The sequence below is a fragment of the Desulfosporomusa polytropa genome (assembly GCF_055380075.1).
Window position 1 is genome coordinate 4,470,124 of record NZ_AP042400.1, and the last position, 20,343, is coordinate 4,490,466.

The following is a 20,343-nucleotide window of genomic DNA, read 5'->3' on the forward strand; positions in this document are numbered from 1 at the left end:
TTTATCTATTTTCCTCTACCAACGTGGTGAAGTTGTCTACTAATTCGGGATCAAACTGAATACCGGCAAAGCGGCGAAGTTCTTCAATTGCGTGTTTATGAACAAGTGCCTTGCGGTAAGGACGGTCACTAGTCATAGCATCATAAGCATCAGCAAGAGATAAGATCCGGCATTCTAACGGAATGCTTTTGCCGACCAAACCCATAGGATAGCCACTGCCATCCCACCACTCGTGATGCTTGAGGATATAATCAGCAATTAGATTTAAGTCAGGTGATGATTGGGCAATACGGTAGCCGATCTCCGAATGACGCTTCATTTCATTAAACTCTTCAGGCGTAAGTGGACCTGGCTTAAATAATATATTGTCAGGAATACCAACTTTGCCAATGTCATGAAATTGGGCCAGCAGCTTGAGGTCTGTCACTCTGTTCTCTGGCAGTTTTAGGGCTATGCCCAGGCGGGCAACTAAGAGTTGGATACGGTCGCCATGCCCTTCGGTAATAAAGTCTCTGGCTTCCAGAAGTTTCATGGCCGTTTGTACAATGGCGCTCCGGTTACTTTGGCTTTGGTTTAATTTTTCCCGATACATATTATTATCTGCAATTTTGAAGACTTCTTGTAGATTAGGGGGATAGGCCTCTGCTAAAGCGAAGCCTAACGAGATGCTGAGAACAATACCCTCGGCCAGTGGACTGGTTTGGTTATAGGTATCGATCGCACGAGTAATTGTGTGGCACAATTTCTCTAGGATGGCAAGGGTGGTGTGTGGTAACAGCAGGACAAATTCATCACCGCCGATGCGGTTGACGGTCGCGTCAGCAGGACAACATTCTTTTAAAATGGCAGCAACTGCTTTTAACAAGCTGTCCCCGCTTTGATGTCCCCAGGTGTCATTGATCAGTTTAAGACCATCTAAGTCACCGACAATGATACCCACTGGCGCAAATTGTGGTTGTTGCAGGCGTTCTAGTTCTAATGAAAATTGGGTTCGATTGTAAAGACCGGTTAAGGGGTCATGGATGCTCAAATAGGTAAGGCGCTTTTCCAGTTTACGCCGTTCTCGGCGAACACTGGCTTCCTGTAATTCGCGGTTGATTGCAGGCACTAGACGGGTTAAATTGTCTTTAAGAATATAATCATGGGCGCCAGCCTTCATGGCGGCTACTGCTACGTCTTCCCCAATGGCACCTGATACGATAATAAAGGGAATGTCTTGACTACTTTCTTTTAGTAGTTCTAGTGCTGCTAACCCGCTGAAATTGGGCAGAGAGTAATCTGCAATAATAATATCCCAATTTTCTTCAGCCAAAGCGTCTGTCATCGAGGAAGGGTCGTCTACCTGTCTGAGATAGGGCAGATGACCGCCCTTACAGAGAGCCCGTTTTAGCAGCAGGACATCATCTTCCGAATCCTCAATAACCAGAACACGCAGAAATTCTGCCATTAGCTACCTCCTTATCGGCGGAATTTCATTCAGTACCAGCCAGTACAGGCCTAATTGTTGTACTGCAGCAATAAATTGATTAAAGTCCACAGGTTTGCGAATATAGCTGTTAGCGCCTAAATCATAACTATTTAATAAATCCTGTTCTTCACGTGAGGAAGTCAAGATAATTACCGGCAGTAATTTGGTGCGTTCATCAGAGCGCAGGCATTTAAGTACCTCTAAACCATTCATTTTAGGCAATTTGAGGTCAAGCAGGATAATTTGTGGAACAGGGTTATTAGCAGAGTCCGGACCGAGCAGATAATTGACTGCTTCAACACCGTCATGGGCAATCACGACCTGATTCATAATATTATTCTTTTTTAAAGCACGAAGCGTTAAGGCTTCGTCGTCAGGATTGTCTTCAACCAAGAGGATTATTTTACCGCTCATAACATGCTCCTTTCGGAGGTTATTTGTATATTATGGCAATAATTCAACAAATACTGTGGAAATCCTGCAATTTTTTAATTATTTTGTAAATTGTCCATTAAATCAGTTTCTCTGTTTAAGGTGCAGGATTTTGACCTGTTTGAGGCAAAAATTACTATTGTATTTCCGCTTTGATGAAACATGTTGAAGTGAGCAGGAGTTTGCCTTGCAGGAAGCGAAAATCTTCTCAATAGGATTGTCTGTTTAGGATATTTTTGCGCTTGTTAAAGGAGAAACCATGCGAATTTTACATACAGCCGACTGGCATTTTGGCAAGACCATTGAGGGGCGGGACAGGCTTCCTGAGCAGGTGGCTTTTGTAGAAGAACTGTGCACAATTTGTACAGAGGAACAAGTTGATTTGGTGCTGGTGGCTGGAGACGTATTTCAAAGTCCTAACCCCAGCGCCGCTGCGGAGGAGCTTTTTTACTACGCAATGGATGAATTGGCTAATCATGGTAGACGTGGTGTAGTCGTTGTGGCCGGTAACCATGATAATCCTGATAGATTGTGTGCCGCATCGTCGCTGGCTGGACGATTAGGCATTACGTTAGCTGGTCTTCCTAAAGAAGAGCTTGGACCTACTAGTCCTGTAGCTGGAAGGGTGTACCGGGTGAATGGTGGTCAGTCCTGGTTAGAATTGGCTGTGCCAGGAGTTGAGCATACAGCGATGATTGCAGCCTTGCCGTATCCGTCTGAGGGGCGGCTCAAAGAAGTTTTATCGCAGTCAATCGAGGACAAAGAGTTACGTCAGGGATATAATGAGCGGTTGGCTGGCTTGTTTGATCAGCTCAATACCAAGTACCGCTCAGATACTGTTAATTTAGCTGTGAGCCATTTATATGTACGCGGCGGGCTTGAGTCTGATTCGGAACAGCAGATTCAGATCGGCGGGGCCTATGCGGTCGATCCAATGGCCTTTCCAGCTAATGCCCAGTATATTGCGCTTGGTCATCTCCATCGACCGCAATATATAGGAGCTGCGCCGGCTCCTTGCCGCTATGCCGGTTCGCCGCTGGCTTACAGCTTTTCCGAGAGTGGGTATGCTAAGTCGGTAACCCTTATTGATATCAAGCCTGGTAAACCGGCAGATATTCGCGAGGTGCATGTGACTTCAGGTAAGCCACTAGCTAGATGGCGGGCAACCGGCGGGTTGGCTCAGGTGCGGGAATGGGTTGCAAACGGGCGGGATAAGGAGGCCTGGATTGAAGTTGAACTGGAGATCAACAAGGCTTTGACATTGGATGAAATTCATGAGCTCAGGGCCTTGCATTCTGGTTTTGTTATCATCAGGCCAGTGTTTAATTCTCCAGACGGCGAAGTGGACAAGTCGCCGGTCCGCCTTAACAGCTTACCGCTTAATGAATTGTTTATCCGGTTTTATAAGCAGCAAAATGGTGGTCTTCCACCTGATGATAAGCTTGTAGCGATGTTTTTGGACATAAGCCAGAGTCTGATGAGTGAGGAAACCGCGGCTGAGCCGGAGTTGGCTGGGGAGGAGCAGACATGAAACCGATAAATCTTAAAATCGCTGGCCTCCACAGCTTCCGTGAGGAGCAGGAGATTCCTTTTGCGCAGCTGAGTGAGCTGGGCATATTTGGGATTTTTGGTCCGACAGGCAGTGGTAAATCGTCAATACTTGATGCTATGACTCTGGCATTATATGGTACAGTGGTCAGAGCCGGACGGCGGACACAGGGTATATTAAATCATGCGGAAAAACAGGTAAAGGTTACCTTTACCTTTGCCTTGGGGCAGGGCGAGGAGCGGCAATTTTATCGGGTGGAACGCCGGTATGTCCGAAAAGATCAGGTAGCGGTAGCCAATACCTACAGTCGTCTGGTGGTAATAACAAATGAGCAGGAAGAGGTTCTTGCTGATAAGGATCGTGATGTTACAGACCAGGTTACCGGACTATTGGGATTACGCGAGGAAGATTTTACTAAGGCGGTAGTGCTGCCTCAAGGCAAGTTCGCCGAATTTCTTAATTTAGGCGGCAAAGAACGGCGGGAGATGCTGCAACGGTTATTTTCGCTGGAACAGTATGGCAATGTGTTACTAAATAAAATTAATGAGCAGTATAGAATTGTGGAAATAAGCCATATTGAAATAGAAAGTGAACAAAGAGGATTGGGAGATGCCTCAAAGCCAGCTGTTGCTAATGCCTCTGCGGCGTTGATAGCTGCCAAACAAGAGGAAACAGTTGCCTTAAAACAGTACCAAGAGGCGGAGCAACGCCATAAAGAAGCCAATGAAGTCTATAAGCTGCAATGTGAACTGGCGAAAAAAGAGACCGAGCAGGCCGCGCACCGCCAGCAGGAGAACTCGATAAAAGAGAAGGCAACAGCGCTGGGAGCTGCCGAAAGGGCAGGGCGGGCTGCCATAGTACTGGAGGAGTTTTTGGCAAGTCAACTGGCTGAGCAGATAGCTGACAATGCTAAAAAGCAAATTCTGAGACGGGTTGCTCAACTGGCTGAAGATAGTAAGCGGCTAAGTGCCGCCTATACAGAGGCGCAGCAAGCTAGGCTAAAAAAAGAACCGGAACTGATTGAACGGCGGACAAAATTAGCGGCAGCGGTTAAGCTTGAAGCCGAGGTAAATGAATTAGATAAAGAGATAGCTGGATTAGCCCGAGGGCAGCAGACAAGCCAGCAAGCCTGTCATGAGGCCAACAAAGCTGCTGCTGAAAAGGCATTGCACAGTCACAACCTGACAAAAAATATCGAAAATTTAGAGCAAAAGCTACTGTCAGCTACGATTAGTGCCAAGCAGCGGAGCCAGGCGCAAGTCTGTCTGGCGTTGGCACAGACAGTAAAGCAAACCAGGTTAACAGCTGATAAAATAAAAAGGGCTGGGGTTACGCGCAAACGGCAATATGAAGCTGCCCAAATTGCTGCCTGCCAGGCAGAAGAGCAACTGCGTCTAGCTGAGCGAATTTTGAGTGAGCGGGAAGCGGTTGAAGCTAAAGCGGCAGAAGAACAGTTAACCGTGGCTGTGGCACAGCTAGATCAATTAATGGCTAGCGAAAAGCAGGCGGCTGCTGTCCGGCTGGCAGGCGAACTAATCGCAGGCAGCCCCTGCCCGGTATGTGGTTCAGTAAGTCACCCTCAACCGGCAGATGATAAACATAGCGGGGGAATGCATGGACAAGTTAGCTTCGAGCAGGAGATTACAGCTGCTAAAGAGCATATTGCCAGACTAACCTTGAATTTGGCGGAGGCAGGTAAAAAAACTGCTGTTGAGCGGCAAAATATTAATGAATCCCGCATGGCAGCAGCTACACTTACCCAGCAGGCGGTTAGCGCTCAGGCTGAATTGAATAAGGCCAGAGAGGAATATGGTGAGACACAGGTGGCTGTGGCTGCCGCTTGTGACCAGCTTATGGCTGCACTTCAGGTTCAAAGTAGTACTGCTGTTTTATCTGACGAGGCTGCGCTTACGCAGGTAGCGGAGCTGCAGGAATATATTAATAAGCAAGATCGGCTGGCTGAAAATTTGGCCAAGCAACTGACCAATTTTCGTCAGGAGCAGGTAGCTTGTCAGGAGAAAATTACCTCTCTGCAGCGGACTGTTCAAACAGGCGAAGCTGAGTTAGCGGCACTGACTGCTCGGCTACAAAGTCTTAATGATCTGGCAGTAGTCAAGCGACAGGAGCTTTTTACGGTTACCGAGGGACTACCAGCAAGCCAGCTGGTAGTCCGGGCAGCTCAAGCGCTCGAAACTATCCGCCGCGAGGCGCAGGAGGCGCAAGCTGCCTATGAGCAAGCGGCTGAAGCACTGGCTGAGGCTGAACAGACGCGTGTTAGTACAGAAACTAGTTGGCAGGAAGCTGTTCGGCAGCGAGATAGGCTGCAAGTGCGTCTTACATCCAAGCTTAGCGAAGAAGGGTTTGCTGATAGCGAAGGTGTTAAGGCTGCTCTTTTGCCGGTAGCACGTCAGGAGGAATATCGCCGTTTGCTGACAGTCTACGCTGAAAATGAGCAACGGCTGACAGCCCAATGTGAACAACTGACTGATACTCTCAAGGGGCGGAGGATAACTACGGCTCAGTGGGAGCAGAACAAACAAGAGCTAACTCAGGCTGGGATGGCTAAAAGCATGGCTATTGAGCGCCGGGTGGAGGCTGATAAGGAGTATCGTGATCTGACAGAGAAATACCAACGGTGGTCCCAGCTTGAGACTAGGCGACTGGCGCTTAAGGAGCGGAAAGATTGCCTACAGGCACTAAAAACCCTGTTAAGAGGTAATGTATTTGTTGAATTTTTGGCCCAGGAACAGATGGCGCTGGTAGCTTGGCAGGCATCTGAACGCTTAAAAGAAATTACACAGCAGCGCTATGCGCTAGAGATGAGTTCTGATGGCGGTTTTCTTATTCGTGACGACGCCAATGGCGGGGTAAGGCGTCCGGTTAGCACGCTGTCAGGAGGGGAAACATTCCAGGCTTCCCTGGCACTGGCATTGGCCCTATCGGCCCAGATTCAGCTCAAAGGTAAGTATCCATTGGAATTTTTCTTTTTGGATGAAGGGTTTGGTTCGCTTGATCAGCAGGCGCTGGATGTCGCGATGGCAACCCTGGAAAAGCTACATATTGAGAGCTTAACAATTGGTATTATCAGCCATGTGGCTGAATTAAAGCAGCGTATGCCTCGTCGTCTGATAGTTGAGTCGGCAGAAGCGGCTGGTCGCGGCAGCCGGGTATACCTAGAGGAGGCATAACAGAGGTAGGATATGAAAAAGTATGTGTTAATATATAATCCGGTAGCAGGCGATGCTAAATTTAAGTCTCGACTGGATGAAGTTGTAGAGTACTTACAATTGACTGACGGGATAGTGTTGCCTTTTCGCACTAGATACAAGGAGGATATCCGGCCATTTGTCAGACAGATTAAAGAGTTTGCTGCTGATGGCTTGATTGTGTCTGGTGGCGATGGCACAGTGCATCAGGTAATTAACGCTATGCTGAAAGAAGAGGTTGATGTCCCTGTTGGCATTATTCCCAGCGGGACATGTAATGATTTTTCCAGCCATATAAGTTTTGATAAAAGCCTATCTCGGTGTCTTAGTGCTGTCACCAGTGGGAAATGGCGAATGGTTGATGTGGGCAAAGTAAATGCAGAGTATTTTCTTAATGTTGCTAGCGCCGGGCTGCTCACTTCGGTAGCCCATAGTGTGGATGTTTCGCTTAAGAATACCGTAGGCCGGCTGGCGTATTATTTTAAGGGTTTAGGACAATTGCCTAACTTTCGGTCAATGCCTGTGAAAATAACGGCAGATGGCCAGGTAATCAATGGCGATATTCTGCTGTTTTTGGTGATGAATAGTGGTATCGTGGGCAGCTTCCCTGCTTTGGCACCGACGGCCAGAATTGATGATGGCAAACTGGATTTATTGATTATTAATAAATGTAATATACCAGAGCTAATGGGGTTGTTTATCAGCATATTTTCCGGACGACATATAGCAAGCAAACATATTCGGCATTTACAGGCAAAAGAGATGTATATTGAATGTACTGAACCGGTCGAGAGCGACATGGATGGTGAACTAGGGCCACCGTTACCGCTGACTATTTCTACAGTTACGAAAAAGCTGAAGATATTTCAAATGCCTTGACGTAGAGGTATTTACGAAATATATCCATGGATTGAAAAAAAGGTTGGGAGTTGTTATAAACATGAAAATAAGAGTATGGATAACATTAGTGATTACAGTAATGCTGGTTTGTTTATCTAGTTACGGATTTTGTAGTGGAACAGATCAATTAAAACGAAGAGATTTCCCAGTGCTGTTGATGTACCATGATATCAAAGAAGCAGAAATAAATGGATTCGATGTTTCAGTGAAGGATTTTAGCCAACAAATGGATTGGTTGGTAGCCAATAACTATAAAACATTGTCTATGCATGAATTTGTTGAATGCCTTACACAAAATACCCCTTTTCCGAAAAAAAGCGTTCTAATTACCTTTGATGACGGTTACGATGGAATAAATACATATGCTGTGCCGGAACTTCGCAAGCGTGGTATGAATGCTACTTTCTTTATTATCAAGGATCGCATTGGTACCAAGCTGACAGAGTATTCTTACTTGACCGAGCAACAAATCAAAGAATTAAGCAAAGATCCATTGTTCTCTATTCAAGCACATACATTGACGCATGCCGATCTTACTAAAATTTCCGCCGAACAATTGCAAGATGAAGTAGCCGGATCAAAGAAGTATTTTACAGAACTGACAGGAACACAATGTGAGACGATTGCGTTTCCCTATGGTTTTTATAATAAGAGTGTCTTAAATGCAGTCGAAAAAGCTGATTATAAAGCGTCTTTTGCTGTTAGCGACCTAGGTCTATATGACCATGAGGCGAAGTTTTCCATACCCCGGATCTATATGGGGAGTATTATGGGGAAAAATAATATGAAATTATTTAAAAGATCGGTACTTAACTATAAAAACATCCCTAAAGAAGCTTTTGCCGAAAGGTTTGGTCCCTTGTATTAAAAATTTCTTAAAAGTAAAGAGGGAGAGCGATAAAGGATGCATTCGACAACATTGTGCCTGCCTGTTCAAGGGTATCCAGTGCAGAAAGTCTTGCTGGGAATGAAAAAGACGGGGTTTGGTCGTGGTAAATACAATGGTTTTGGCGGAAAGATTGAAGTCGGCGAAACGCCGGTAGCTGCCGCTGTGCGTGAGTTGACAGAAGAGTGTGGTATTGTTGCTAAGGCGGCTGATCTCAGGGCCGCGGGTGAGTTGCTATTTGTTTTTCCCGCCAATCCGGAGCTTGACCATGATGTACATTTGTATACAATTTATGATTGGCAGGGCGAGCCGCAGGAAACACCGGAGATGAAGCCGATGTGGTTTGAAGTGGATGATATACCTTATAATGAAATGTGGGCTGATGACTGGTATTGGCTGCCGGCTGTGCTCAAAGGTAAAAAAGTCAATGGTCAGGTTGTTTTCTCTGAGAATAATGAAGATGTGGATGGTATTACCATTCGTACCGAATAGCTCTACTATAAAAAAACCAATTGACAGACAGCCCAAGGGTTTGCTATACTTTGCATTAAATATATATTGATAGTGTCGATGACCAGGAAGAGTACATATGTCAGAGAGCCACAGAGAGCCAACGGTAGTGGGAGTTTGGCGCTGCTCAGCATGTCGAATGGGCCTGGGAGATACAGTCTGAGCCGGCCTAGCCGGGGTAGGCGCTGTCGGGGTTCTTCCGCCGTTACCAGGAAGCAGGTATCGGACTTTAGGTCCTGTACCCAGTAAGCCGGGCCGATTTATCAGGCCAATTAGGGTGGCACCGCGGGTTTATAATACTCCGTCCCTTAAGTCATGTATGTGTTACATGGTTTGAGAGACGGGGTTTTTGTTGTTTTGTGGCATATACTTTGGAAATGCAGATAAGCCGCCATCTGCGTTGTTGCTCCTGCGGGCTTCACTCCAGCGTACGACCAGTACGCTTGCGTTCCAGTCCTCGGGGCGCCTAGCAGCTGACGCCTTCTCTGCAATTCCGGCGATTCATTGTTATTTAGAAGGAGGAGTACGTTATGATGGCTGTGAACTTTGAACATTTTTCTTACGCTTATCCGAACAGTGATGTGGTTCTTGATGATATTACTCTGGATATTCCCAGGGGTTCCTTTACTGTTATTACTGGGCCTAGCGGGGCTGGTAAAACCAGTTTGGCACTGGCGATTGCCGGTGTGGTGCCCCATTATTTTGGGGGACGGCAGGGCGGCGCCGTACAGATTGGTGGCATAACCTCTGCACAAAGCAGTATGGGCGAGCTGGCAGAACAAGTAGGCACTGTATTGGCAGATTATGAAAGTCAGCTGGTGGCGTTAACGGTAGCGGAGGAAGTAGCCTTTGGGTTGGAGACTTCCGGCTTTAATCGCAGTCAAATTGCCGAGCGGGTTAGTCAGGCGCTAATGCTAGTTGGGCTGGCCGGTTTAGAAGAACGCGAGGTAGCCGGTTTGTCAGGCGGTCAGAAGCAGCGACTGGCGATTGCCGCCGTGCTTGTTACTGCTCCCGATATTCTGGTTCTGGACGAACCCGCTTCGGCGCTAGACCCGGAGGGAGCAGCCGGGATTTATGAGTTATTGCATACTCTTAATTGCCAGGGAAAAACAGTGGTTGTTGTGGAACATCAACTGGCGCGCGTGTTACCTTACGCCAGTCAGGTTGTTGTTTTGCAGGCAGGCAGCCTGCAATTTGCAGGTGATCTGAGACAGACACTGGCGTTTATGTGGCAGCAGCCTGAACTTAGACTGGGCGTACCGCCAATGTGGGCTATTAAACTGACGCTGGAAGAACAGACTGGACTAAGCTTGGGTGATTGGAAAACCGAAGAGCAAGCAGCAACAGAACTGAACAAACTTACGCGAACATGTGCGGAAGGAGTGGCCAAAAGTGCCTGAAACACTTTTAAATATACAGAAGTTAGTTTTTTCATATAAAAACGCTGGGCAAACGCTGGCTGAGGTGGACTTCGCCGTCAATACCGGTGAGTTTGTAGCGTTAGTCGGACGTAATGGCAGTGGTAAGACAACACTGACCCGTTTGGCCATGGCATTGATAAAGCCAGCCAGTGGTACAATTTATTTCCAGGGAAAAAATACGGCAACCATGACACCGGCTGATATGGCTCGCGGTATTGGTTATGTATTTCAAAATCCTGATAGACAGATTTTCCGTGATACTGTTGCCAAGGAAGTAGCTTACGGGCCGCAGCAGCTTGGTTTTGCTCCTGAAGCGGTGAATGAAACGGTAGCTTGGGCGCTCAGCATGACTGGTCTGACTGAACTGGCCGGTAGTTTTCCGCGTTTGCTCAGCCGCGGGCAAAAGCAAAAAGTAGCCATTGCATCTGCTATTGCCATGCAGCCTAAAATGCTCATTCTGGATGAGCCTACCAGTGGACAGGACCCTTGGGATGCACAAAACTTGATGGAACTATTAACAAACCTAAATCAGCAAGGCATTACCATTATTCTGGTTACCCATGACATGGAAATTATCGCAAATTATGCGACCAGAGTGGCTGTGCTTGACCGGGGGCATAAGGTATTTGATGGTACGCCGTCCGAATTGTTTGCCGGTAGTCACGATATTGCTGCTTGGGGATTGCTGCCGCCAACGGCTGTTGCGCTGGGAAAGCAGCTGGCCGGTGTAAATGCACAAAATGAGACTGAGTTAGTCCAACAGATCATGTCAATAATTAAAGGGAGGACAGGAGACTATGCCTAAACTTGCGCCGCTCACCAAACTCATTCTGACAGCTGCCGTGTCGGTATGGGCACTACTCATTCCTACTCTAACTGGACAAATGGCGTTGGCTGCTGGCCAATTGCTGCTGCTGGCGTTTTACCGCCCGACAGGTAAACATTGGCAGGCGGTTAGCGGTTTGGCGTTATTTGCCGCACTGTTGGCTGCTATTCAGTATGTGTTTGGCAGTGGTCTGGAGTTTTCATTGATGTCCGGTCTGAAGATGTTTGTTATGTCGCTAGTCTTTGTATTTATGTTGGCGACCACTCGATTGCAGGATTTGACAGCTGCGCTGGTTAGTCAGTGCCGGATACCTTATGAATATGCTTTTATGTTTACTTCAGCATTGCGGTTTGTTCCTGATTTTCTCGAAGAGAGCCAGGCAGTGCGCGAAGCGCAGGCTTGTCGCGGTTATGTTTTTCGCGGTAATCCACTAAAGCGCCTTATGGATTATGTAGCCATTGTTGAACCGCTGGTTTTGCGGGCAGTTTCTCGGTCAGAAACGATGGCAATGAGCTTGGAACTGCGGGGGTTTGGCCGTAAGGGACGGCGGCAGTTTACGGCCGATGTAGCGCTGAGCAGCCCTGATTATGTAGCCATGATTTTTATGCTGGTACTGACAATTGGGTTAGCGATTGTATGATAAAGGCGAGGGTTGTTGCCGTCATTTAGGGGCAGCAACCATTTTTTTGCCAAGACCTGAAGGAAAAATGTACATATAGCAGAATATAATACCAAATATCAAGCAGTGTGTCTGTTGCATTGACCCCGCTATTTTGGGGAACAATTTAAATGCCAAAATATTCAAATCCAGAGAGGAGTTTTCAACAATGGCCCTGATTAACGAAAATTATCTTAGATTACCAGGAAGTTATTTATTTGCTGAAATAGCACGACGTGTAACCAAATTCAAGGAAGATAACCCCAGTTCAGATATTATTAGACTGGGCATTGGTGATGTTACCCGGCCACTGCCTGAGGCCGTAATTAAAGGGCTGCATACGGCCGTTGATGAAATGGCAGATGCTAAGACCTTCCGCGGCTATGGCCCGGAACAAGGCTATCAGTTCCTTATTGAGAAAATCATAGCTACTGACTATCAATCGCTAGGCGTCAGCTTAGATGTGGATGAGTTATTTGTTAGCGATGGTTCCAAGAGCGATGTCGGTAATATTCAGGAAATTTTCGGTGTGAACAACCGAGTAGCTATTACTGATCCGGTATATCCAGTTTACCTGGATACTAATGTTATGGCCGGACGCACTGGCGACTTGGTCAATGGTAAATTTACCGGTGTGACTTACTTGACTTGTAATGCCGAAAACAATTTTACCCCCGCATTGCCGGAAGAAAAGGTAGATATTATTTATCTGTGCTTCCCTAATAATCCTACAGGCACGACGCTGCCTAAGGAAGAATTAAAAAAATGGGTGGATTATGCTAAAGCGAACGGGGCTATCATTCTCTATGATGCCGCTTATGAAGCCTATATCCAGGAACCCGGCATTCCCCATAGTATTTATGAAATTGAAGGCGCGAAAGAGGTAGCTATTGAGTTTAGAACCTTCTCCAAAAACGCCGGCTTTACCGGCACGCGGTGTGCGTTTACGGTAGTACCCAAGACGGTATTGGCTACCACCCAAGATGGCAGTCAATATCCCTTGAATAAGCTGTGGAATCGTCGTCAGACCACCAAGTTTAACGGCGTACCATACATTATTCAACGGGGGGCTGAGGCTGTATATACCCCAGAAGGTCAGCAGCAGATTAAAACGCTCATTAACTACTATATGGCTAATGCTAAAACCATCCGGGAAGGGTTAAAAAGTATTGGGTTAGATGTTTTTGGTGGTGTCAATGCGCCATATATCTGGCTCAAAACGCCGCAAGGCTACAATTCCTGGTCATTCTTTGATAAACTTCTGAACGAAGTTAACATTGTAGGAACTCCGGGAGCTGGCTTTGGTCCGGCTGGCGAAGGCTACTTCCGACTTACTGCCTTCGGTAGCCAGGAAAGCACCAAAGAAGCCATTGAACGTATCAAAACTAAGTTAAGGTTATAAGAACTAAGGCAGGGGGATACTTCTTGCGCTTTGCTTGGTGAAGCGCAAGAAGTATCCCCCTGCCTTTCTTTAATGAAAAGACGATAAAAGGCCGCGAACCAAACAGAACAATTAACAGAATCTTTAGAAAAAACATTGAAAACTAATACAACCTATGCTATATTTAGCGTAATAGGAAGGTGCCGGAAAATAACCCGTAAGAGTAGGAGATCTTGCGGGTTATTTGTGTACAGTGGTATTCTGGGATTAGGCGGGTAGTTATGTATAAGGCTGGAAATAATCGCAATATTCCTTGCGATTATTTTACCATAGAAGCTAGATACAGCTGATTGAAAAGTGAGGTGATGAATGGCGGTGACGAGAAAGTAATTGAAACATGAAGTAGAAAGAAAATAGTTATGGAATTTAAAGTATAAATAAAAAAATAGGTTAGAAGGAGAGAACGCAAATGGGCTTTTTTAATAACTTAAGAGTCGGTATGAAATTAGCGGTCTTGATTCTTATCGCTTTTCTCTCGTTAAGTGTGGTGGGAGTGATTGGGTACTATTATCTCCACAACGCAAGCCGGGACATGAATACCATGTATATAGAACGTTTAATTCCAATTAGTCTTATAATTGAAAGTCGTACATATGCAAGAACGGCCAACGGAGCAGTATTGGAGTTGATGCTTACGACTGATGAAAAAAGGAACCAAGAATTGAAAAAAATTATTGATGATAGAACGAAAAAAGTGAGTGACAATCTAGCTGCAATTGAAAAGTTACCTTTAGATTCCCGGGCGGCTGATATCCTGGTAAAAATAAAACAATCGCAAGAAAAATACCGTACAGCTAGAAATGAGGTTATAAATCTAGCTCTGCAAAATAAAAATGCAGAAGCCTATGCTCTATATTATAGTAATGTAGATCCACTAACAACGCAGTATACGGACAATTTGCGCGATCTTGATGAACATTATTCTAAACTATCAGCAGAAATAAATAAGGAGAACCAAGCAGCAACGACAAAGGCCATCCAAATTATGATAGGGTTTACACTAATCATGGGCATAATGCTGATTGGGATTGGGCTTTATATTACCAAGACAATCACAATAGCGCTACAACTTATGGTAGATCGTTGTAAAGAATTTGCGGACGGTGATTTTCGAGATAAACCGCGGAAAGTGCTGCGAAAGGATGAAATTGGTCAATTAGCCGATGCATTAGTCAATATGCGCACAAGACTTTGTATTGTTTTTAAACATGTTAATGAGTCTTCCGAGCAGGTAGCTGCTTCGTCGGAAGAATTGACTGCTAGTGCCGAACAATCCGCGCAGGCTGTCAACCAGGTTGCAGAATCGATTACCGATGTGGCGCAGGGCGCGGAAAGGCAATTAAAAGCTGTAACAGAAACCTCTGCCGTGATAGAACAGATGTCAGCAGGTATTCAGCAGGCCGCCGCCAGTGCCAATCAGGTAGCCGGAAATTCTAACCAGGTTGTCGCTCGAGCTATAGCTGGTAATGAATCGGTGGAGAAGGCAGTTGGACAAATGACGCATATTGAACAGACTGTCAATAATTCCGCGCAGGTAGTGGCCAAGTTGGGTGAACGTTCGAAAGAGATTGGTCAGATTGTTGATGCGATATCAGGGATTGCCAGCCAGACAAACCTGCTGGCGCTTAATGCCGCTATTGAGGCCGCCAGGGCGGGCGAACAGGGACGAGGCTTTGCGGTTGTTGCCGAAGAGGTTCGTAGATTGGCAGAACAGTCTCAAGATGCCGCTAAACAAATTGCTGGCATGATTGGAGAAATTCAGGGAGAGACAGATAAGGCTGTTGTGGCTATGAATGAGGGGACACAGGCGGTTGTGGTCGGAACTGAAGTTGTTACTGCAGCAGGACAAGCATTTAAAGAAATTAAGGGATTGGTAACCCACGTATCAGAGCAAGTAAGAGAAATTTCTTCTGCCATGCAGCAGATGGCTGGCGGCAGCCAGCAAATTGTGATCTCAGTGAAAGATATTGACGATCACAGTAAAATAGCGGTGGGACAAGCCCAGACGGTGTCGGCAGCTACTGAGGAACAAGCAGCTGCTATGGAGGAAATTTCCTCTGCCAGTCAGAGTCTTGCCAAACTTGCGCAGGAGCTTCAGCTAGCTGTCAGCCATTTTAGGGTGTAGTAGTCAGTAGTGGGGTATAAGGTAAACAGGCAAGAGAGTAGCTTTAAATGCTATCACTCAGCCTGTTTTCTTGTTGTTAAACGAGGCGGTTTAACATCTTTAATTGAGGCATAGCTGGTTTTATATGCAAAGTTGTTACTGCTGAGCCAGGTATTGTGTTATAAAAAAAGTAAGCGCCCTGCCGGGATAGCAAAAAAGGATTGACAAAAAGTGAGTATCGTAATATCATAAATGATAATGATAACCGATATCAATTAAGCTCAAACGTAAAGGTTGAGTGGGTTTTGGAGTGATATTGTGGAAAAAAATTTATTGCGCGATTTTATAGCTACAGTAAACACATTTAGTGATAGTGAGTACCTTAAGGCTAAGATTGAATTAGAGTTGGCTCCCATACTTGCAGGATTAAAACCTTCTTCACTTATGACCTTCAGCAAAGATTCACGTAATCTCTATCAAATTTGGGAAATGATTAAGGACAAGTGTTGTGAGGAACTGAAGTTACAGTACTTTGAAATGAGAAAAACTGAAAGGCATGTATTAGTTTTATTCTATAATCCCATTTTGCTATCCGAAGTCGTAGATAACGCTGAAAATAAAGATTTCTTAAGCAGTATGGGCTATCAGGAGGGACTATCACTGCAGCAAATGATGCAACTGCTTAGGGGAAGGTTCAACCATGGATTTCCACATGAAATAGGATTATTTCTTGGTATAGCCAAGGACGATGTTAAGGGCTTTATGCAAAATGGAGGAGCGGAATGCTTGTTTTGCAGGTATTGGAAAGTCTACCATAGGCCTCATGAGGCGCATAGCTTGTTTTGCAGCTATGATACGGCTAGGTATAATGTTATGCAAAATATCTGCCATCAAAACGCCTTAGTAAGGGTATCCGCGTAATCCCAAAACATTTTAAAAGCCATGATAATTACTAAACTGGATAAATGTAGGGAGTTCTATTGGAGCTGTGCCAAGGTTAGGGGGGGTATGCCTGCTTTGTAAACTTCGACTACTGCTTCTGGTGATGCTGCTTATCCCACAAGGGATTATGTTCGGGTTAGCTAACAGTACTGTATTAGCAGCTGATAGATGGTTTAGTCAAATAGAAGCGATATCATTGGGAAGTGCCTTGCTTTTGGCCCTTGCTGCTCCAGGTCTGACAATTGAGTGGTTGTTTGGTAAGCCTTTGGAAAAAATGCGGTTTTTTTGTTCTATTGTAAAGCAGGGTAATTACCAGGCGAGATTATTTTTGCCGAACGAATCTAGGGATAGAGATGATGAGGATTCGATAACGATGCTTATGCGTGATATGAACTGGATGGCACGACAGATTGAAATACGAGAACAGGAATTAAAGCTGGCAGTAGAAAATGTATGGGAATCTCGTCAACAGGTCGAGCAACAAAATCAATTTTTGGCTGAAACAAATGCAGAATTAATGGTAGTCCAGGGCCGATTAAATCAAAGAACAACTGAATTGGAAGAGACTCTCAAAAAAATGCAAGTGATGGCATTGACAGACCCACTTACAGCGATAGCCAATCGGCGGTGTTTTTTCGATATGCTGGAGAAACAGGTTGCTGCACTGGTATATACTTATCGGCCGATTTCATTGGTTATGATTGATGTTGATCGGTTTAAAACAATAAACGATACATTTGGACATGAGGCCGGCGATAGAGTTTTGAGGGAACTTGCCGGGATTATCGAAAAATATAGCCGAGAAACCGATTTAGCCGCTCGGATCGGGGGAGAAGAATTTACTGTGTTGTTACCTGGAACAGGCTCCAGGGATGCGGTGGTTGTCGCTCGTAGAATAAAAACAGCGATTTCAAGGCATAAATTTGAGTTGGGTGATGAACAGCAAATTTCTATCACCGTTTCTATCGGTGTATGTACATTAGCGCAAACGCCGTGTTGTGACAGAGATAATTTATATAATTATGCTGATCAGGCGCTTTATCATTCTAAAAACAATGGACGAAATAGCATCTCTATTTTTGATCCTGCGATTCAATCAGTAGTAAAAGTTGGCTAACATAGAAAAGGAGTGGTACTTATATGTCGGTTGTAGTTGTTGGGGGTGATTATCTAGGCAGCATTGAAAAGAATTTGTATTCTATGGGTGTTACTGAATTGGTACATATTTCCGGAAGAAAGGCTCTTGATAGAAATAAAATGAAGGTACCCAAAGATACTGCTTTTGTTTTAGTGTTGACTGACTATGTCAATCATGGTACAGCAAAGAATGTTAAGCTTGTTGCTAAAGCACAAGCAATACCGCTGGTTTTTGCCAAGAGATCATGGCGGGCTGTTGAAGGGAAACTTCGTGACAGTAAGCTTATTTAGTAAGGCTGCGAATAGACAAGGGGGAATAAATTTGACTTTGCAAATAAATTCTGATGAGGAAAAAGTGGATTTGCTTATTGATGGAGATATTTACGATGAACATGCGGAATTTTTACGGGACATGAGTTTTTCTTATGCTCGTCGTGGGATAAAAAATTTGGATATTCAGTTTGGGTCTACCTACTATATCAGCTCGAAGGGGCAGCAATGCCTGCGTGTTATGCGGGAAGCACTAGGAAGACAAGGTATGCAGGTTGATTTTAAACCTAAGTTAAGTAGTGTATTCCCGCGTTAAAATATATGGTATTTACAGTGGATGTATATATTGGGAGGGTTAGCATATGAAGAAGATAACGGTTATTTACTGGAGTGGAACAGGCAATACACAAAAGATGGCAGAAACTGTGGCTGAAGGTGCTGTCGCGGCGGGATCTGTTGTAAATGTGATTGCAGTCGACAAAGCATCTAAGGAAGATGTGCTGAAAGCTGATGCGGTAGCTTTGGGTTGCCCAGCAATGGGAGATGAGATTTTGGAAGAAACGGAAATGGAACCGTTTGTTAAAGCATTAGAGGGGGAAGATTTATCAAGTATCCCGCTAGTATTGTTTGGTTCTTATGATTGGGGCGATGGACAGTGGATGCGGGATTGGATGGCGAGAATGAATACGCAGGGAGCTAAGCTGGTGGCAGATGGGCTGATTGTGCAAAATATGCCAGATGAAGCGCAGCTTAGTAAGTGCAGGGAACTAGGTGTAAAACTCAGCGAATGCTAGTGTATAAATGGACGTAGGTCCAATGTCTCTAAAGGGTGATTTTTATTTTGCCACTACAATGATAATGATTCCCAATATTAATTAACCAAGGAGGCAAGCTGCTGAATTGAGAAAGGAAATGATAAATTGTTCCAGCAAATTACAGTTGATGATTTGCACGAAATGGTGGATGCGCTGACCACCGCGCTTGATGCTAAAAACTCATATATGTGCGGACATTCTGAGCGAGTGGCGATGCTATCGCTGTTGTTGGCAAGTAGCATGGGGTTATCGGCCTCAGAGCAGACAAGGATTCATATTGGTGCACATCTGCATGATATTGGGAAAATAGGTATTCCTGACGTAATTCTTAATAAAAAGGGCAAGCTGACAGCTGATGAGTTTGGCATCATCTGTCAGCATCCGGCAATTGGTGATAACATTGTGGGTAAACTCAAGCTGTTTCATTCAGTTGCCGATATTGTTCGTCATCATCATGAACGATTTGACGGTAAGGGTTATCCTGATGGTTTACAAGGTCAGGAGATATCATTAGGAGCGAGAATTGTAGCTGTAGCTGATGCATTTGATGCAATGACCAGTACTAGGGCTTATCGGACTGCATTCACGCTTAGTCAGGCGATAGAGGAAACAAAGCGCTGTCAGGGCACTCAATTTGATCCAAATATAGTAGCAATATTGGTTGATTTGGCCGCGCAAGATAAACTTCTCTGCAATGGCGGCGGAGAAAGTAGTGGCCTGGTAGCTACGGCGTAAGGAAAGTGATTTTAAAGGAGAGCGTGAAATGAAAAAGATAATGGTAAGTTTGACTGCGGGTATTATTTTGATGAGTAGCCCGGTTAGCGCTGAACCGATTACGATAACTGGCGATGCATCAATTAAATATCAAAGAGATACTGCCGACGGCGAGAACGCAATCTCTGGCTCGGTGTATACAATAAAACTTATGGGCGAGGCTGATTTGGGTGATGGTTGGTCACTATATACTCGCCTTGCAGCTCAAACTGTAACAGACCCATTGCTGGCCGATTTCAATTTTTCTCCTGGGGGTTACGGAGAAAGTAAAAAATCGGTGGTTGCTTTGGATCAGTTCGGAGTGAATTACAAGACAGATAAAATGGTCTACAAGTTTGGGCGTCAGGATGTAGCTGTGGGAACGACAGCCTTATTGTATAGTCGAGCGGATTCGAATATTGGTAAAAAATATTTTGTGGACGGTCTTACTTTTTCCGGCACTGTCGGCGCTATAGACGTGTCGGCTATCGCGGCCCGGGAAGATAATCCGTCTGGGGAATCCGAAAACAAAATTTATGCGATGCGGGCTGGCTATAGTCCAGCTGAAGACTTTGATTACGGTATTACTATAGGCCGCTATGATAGTGACGAAAGTACCAATCATTGGGCTGTGGACGGCACATATAAGCTGGGTAAGAGTCATTTTACAGCTGAGTATACCAAAGCGAGCAGCAGCAAAAAAAACCAAGCATACGCAGTAGTTTGCGGCTATGATTTTAATGACAAAATTTCTGCTTCGGTAACTGGTTTTCGGGTTGAAGAATTTGGGTCAATGGGTCAGCAAAGCGACTTTGATGTTGATAACCGCGGGTTTCATTATGGTATCGGTTATAAACTCAGTGATGATGCCGGCGTAGATGTTGTTTATAAAAGTCAAAAAACTATCAGTGGGGGGGAGAATAACAGGTCGTTCGAAGCTACTCTCAATTATGCATTCTAAACATAATCCAGCTACATATTCGAATTTTGCAGGCGGCTGGAGTGTTTACGACACTCCAACCGCC

Annotated in this window: 19 protein-coding genes; 17 read left to right on the forward strand and 2 right to left on the reverse strand. The window is 45.2% G+C overall.

Going from position 1 to position 20,343, the window contains the following annotated elements; translation table 11 throughout:
• Position 1: 1 nt before the first annotated feature.
• Together ACZ449_RS22650 and ACZ449_RS22655 are read right to left on the reverse strand one after the other, a co-directional pair.
• Positions 2-1,447 (reverse strand): HD domain-containing protein, encoded by a 1,446-nt coding sequence (locus tag ACZ449_RS22650; RefSeq protein WP_464258305.1) that lies wholly within the window; start codon positions 1,445-1,447, stop codon positions 2-4.
• 3 nt (positions 1,448-1,450) lie between these two features.
• Complete coding sequence (locus ACZ449_RS22655; protein ID WP_464258306.1) at positions 1,451-1,882, reverse strand: response regulator; 432 nt, start codon at positions 1,880-1,882, stop codon at positions 1,451-1,453.
• 277 nt (positions 1,883-2,159) lie between these two features.
• On the opposite strand from ACZ449_RS22655, the gene ACZ449_RS22660 reads away from it, so the two are divergent.
• The 17 genes from ACZ449_RS22660 (at position 2,160) to ACZ449_RS22740 (ending at position 20,279) form a co-directional block, all read left to right on the forward strand.
• Complete coding sequence (locus ACZ449_RS22660; protein WP_464258307.1) at positions 2,160-3,431, forward strand: exonuclease SbcCD subunit D; 1,272 nt, start codon at positions 2,160-2,162, stop codon at positions 3,429-3,431.
• Positions 3,428-6,637, forward strand: coding sequence for an AAA family ATPase (locus ACZ449_RS22665; protein WP_464258308.1), 3,210 nt, complete (start codon positions 3,428-3,430; stop codon positions 6,635-6,637). The genes ACZ449_RS22660 and ACZ449_RS22665 overlap by 4 nt, the downstream gene beginning before the upstream one ends.
• A gap of 12 nt (positions 6,638-6,649) precedes the next feature.
• Complete coding sequence (locus tag ACZ449_RS22670) at positions 6,650-7,534, forward strand: diacylglycerol/lipid kinase family protein (protein WP_464258309.1); 885 nt, start codon at positions 6,650-6,652, stop codon at positions 7,532-7,534.
• Positions 7,535-7,595: 61 nt separating this feature from the next.
• Positions 7,596-8,423, forward strand: a complete 828-nt coding sequence (locus tag ACZ449_RS22675; RefSeq protein ID WP_464258310.1) for a polysaccharide deacetylase family protein — start codon at positions 7,596-7,598, stop codon at positions 8,421-8,423.
• A 36-nt stretch (positions 8,424-8,459) separates the two neighbouring features.
• Positions 8,460-8,933: an 8-oxo-dGTP diphosphatase gene (locus tag ACZ449_RS22680; protein ID WP_464258311.1), complete on the forward strand. Its 474-nt coding sequence runs from the start codon at positions 8,460-8,462 to the stop codon at positions 8,931-8,933.
• Between the two features lie 548 nt (positions 8,934-9,481).
• Entirely contained in the window at positions 9,482-10,351 is an 870-nt protein-coding gene (locus ACZ449_RS22685; RefSeq protein WP_464258312.1) for an energy-coupling factor ABC transporter ATP-binding protein, read from the forward strand.
• Positions 10,344-11,177, forward strand: a complete 834-nt coding sequence (locus tag ACZ449_RS22690; RefSeq protein ID WP_464258313.1) for an energy-coupling factor ABC transporter ATP-binding protein — start codon at positions 10,344-10,346, stop codon at positions 11,175-11,177. The genes ACZ449_RS22685 and ACZ449_RS22690 overlap by 8 nt, the downstream gene beginning before the upstream one ends.
• Complete coding sequence (locus ACZ449_RS22695; RefSeq protein ID WP_464258314.1) at positions 11,170-11,838, forward strand: energy-coupling factor transporter transmembrane component T; 669 nt, start codon at positions 11,170-11,172, stop codon at positions 11,836-11,838. Before ACZ449_RS22690 ends, ACZ449_RS22695 begins: the two co-directional genes overlap by 8 nt.
• Before the next feature lie 187 nt (positions 11,839-12,025).
• Complete coding sequence (locus ACZ449_RS22700; protein WP_464258315.1) at positions 12,026-13,258, forward strand: LL-diaminopimelate aminotransferase; 1,233 nt, start codon at positions 12,026-12,028, stop codon at positions 13,256-13,258.
• Positions 13,259-13,706: 448 nt separating this feature from the next.
• Entirely contained in the window at positions 13,707-15,422 is a 1,716-nt protein-coding gene (locus ACZ449_RS22705; protein WP_464258316.1) for a methyl-accepting chemotaxis protein, read from the forward strand.
• Positions 15,423-15,719: 297 nt separating this feature from the next.
• On the forward strand, positions 15,720-16,322 hold the full coding sequence (locus ACZ449_RS22710) for a DUF3793 family protein (RefSeq protein ID WP_464258317.1): 603 nt from the start codon (positions 15,720-15,722) through the stop codon (positions 16,320-16,322).
• A 67-nt stretch (positions 16,323-16,389) separates the two neighbouring features.
• The gene (locus ACZ449_RS22715; protein ID WP_464258318.1) at positions 16,390-17,460 is read left to right on the forward strand and encodes a GGDEF domain-containing protein; all 1,071 of its coding nucleotides are present in this window, start codon (positions 16,390-16,392) and stop codon (positions 17,458-17,460) included.
• 23 nt (positions 17,461-17,483) lie between these two features.
• Positions 17,484-17,771, forward strand: a complete 288-nt coding sequence (locus ACZ449_RS22720) for a DUF2325 domain-containing protein (protein WP_464258319.1) — start codon at positions 17,484-17,486, stop codon at positions 17,769-17,771.
• A gap of 31 nt (positions 17,772-17,802) precedes the next feature.
• On the forward strand, positions 17,803-18,066 hold the full coding sequence (locus ACZ449_RS22725; RefSeq protein WP_464258320.1) for a hypothetical protein: 264 nt from the start codon (positions 17,803-17,805) through the stop codon (positions 18,064-18,066).
• A gap of 46 nt (positions 18,067-18,112) precedes the next feature.
• The gene (locus ACZ449_RS22730) at positions 18,113-18,544 is read left to right on the forward strand and encodes a flavodoxin (RefSeq protein ID WP_464258321.1); all 432 of its coding nucleotides are present in this window, start codon (positions 18,113-18,115) and stop codon (positions 18,542-18,544) included.
• Between the two features lie 126 nt (positions 18,545-18,670).
• Positions 18,671-19,300: an HD-GYP domain-containing protein gene (locus tag ACZ449_RS22735; RefSeq protein WP_464258322.1), complete on the forward strand. Its 630-nt coding sequence runs from the start codon at positions 18,671-18,673 to the stop codon at positions 19,298-19,300.
• Positions 19,301-19,328: 28 nt separating this feature from the next.
• Positions 19,329-20,279 carry a hypothetical protein gene (locus ACZ449_RS22740; RefSeq protein ID WP_464258323.1) on the forward strand — a complete coding sequence of 317 codons (951 nt, stop codon included), beginning with the start codon at positions 19,329-19,331 and terminating at the stop codon, positions 20,277-20,279.
• Positions 20,280-20,343: the final 64 nt, after the last annotated feature.

Coding starts and splice junctions, on each gene's coding strand:
- ACZ449_RS22650 (WP_464258305.1), bottom strand. CDS start 1,447: ATGGCAGAATTTCTGCGTGTTCTGGTTATTGAGGATTCGGAAGATGAT.
- ACZ449_RS22655 (WP_464258306.1), bottom strand. CDS start 1,882: ATGAGCGGTAAAATAATCCTCTTGGTTGAAGACAATCCTGACGACGAA.
- ACZ449_RS22660 (WP_464258307.1), top strand. CDS start 2,160: ATGCGAATTTTACATACAGCCGACTGGCATTTTGGCAAGACCATTGAG.
- ACZ449_RS22665 (WP_464258308.1), top strand. CDS start 3,428: ATGAAACCGATAAATCTTAAAATCGCTGGCCTCCACAGCTTCCGTGAG.
- ACZ449_RS22670 (WP_464258309.1), top strand. CDS start 6,650: ATGAAAAAGTATGTGTTAATATATAATCCGGTAGCAGGCGATGCTAAA.
- ACZ449_RS22675 (WP_464258310.1), top strand. CDS start 7,596: ATGAAAATAAGAGTATGGATAACATTAGTGATTACAGTAATGCTGGTT.
- ACZ449_RS22680 (WP_464258311.1), top strand. CDS start 8,460: ATGCATTCGACAACATTGTGCCTGCCTGTTCAAGGGTATCCAGTGCAG.
- ACZ449_RS22685 (WP_464258312.1), top strand. CDS start 9,482: ATGATGGCTGTGAACTTTGAACATTTTTCTTACGCTTATCCGAACAGT.
- ACZ449_RS22695 (WP_464258314.1), top strand. CDS start 11,170: ATGCCTAAACTTGCGCCGCTCACCAAACTCATTCTGACAGCTGCCGTG.
- ACZ449_RS22700 (WP_464258315.1), top strand. CDS start 12,026: ATGGCCCTGATTAACGAAAATTATCTTAGATTACCAGGAAGTTATTTA.
- ACZ449_RS22705 (WP_464258316.1), top strand. CDS start 13,707: ATGGGCTTTTTTAATAACTTAAGAGTCGGTATGAAATTAGCGGTCTTG.
- ACZ449_RS22720 (WP_464258319.1), top strand. CDS start 17,484: ATGTCGGTTGTAGTTGTTGGGGGTGATTATCTAGGCAGCATTGAAAAG.
- ACZ449_RS22730 (WP_464258321.1), top strand. CDS start 18,113: ATGAAGAAGATAACGGTTATTTACTGGAGTGGAACAGGCAATACACAA.
- ACZ449_RS22740 (WP_464258323.1), top strand. CDS start 19,329: ATGAAAAAGATAATGGTAAGTTTGACTGCGGGTATTATTTTGATGAGT.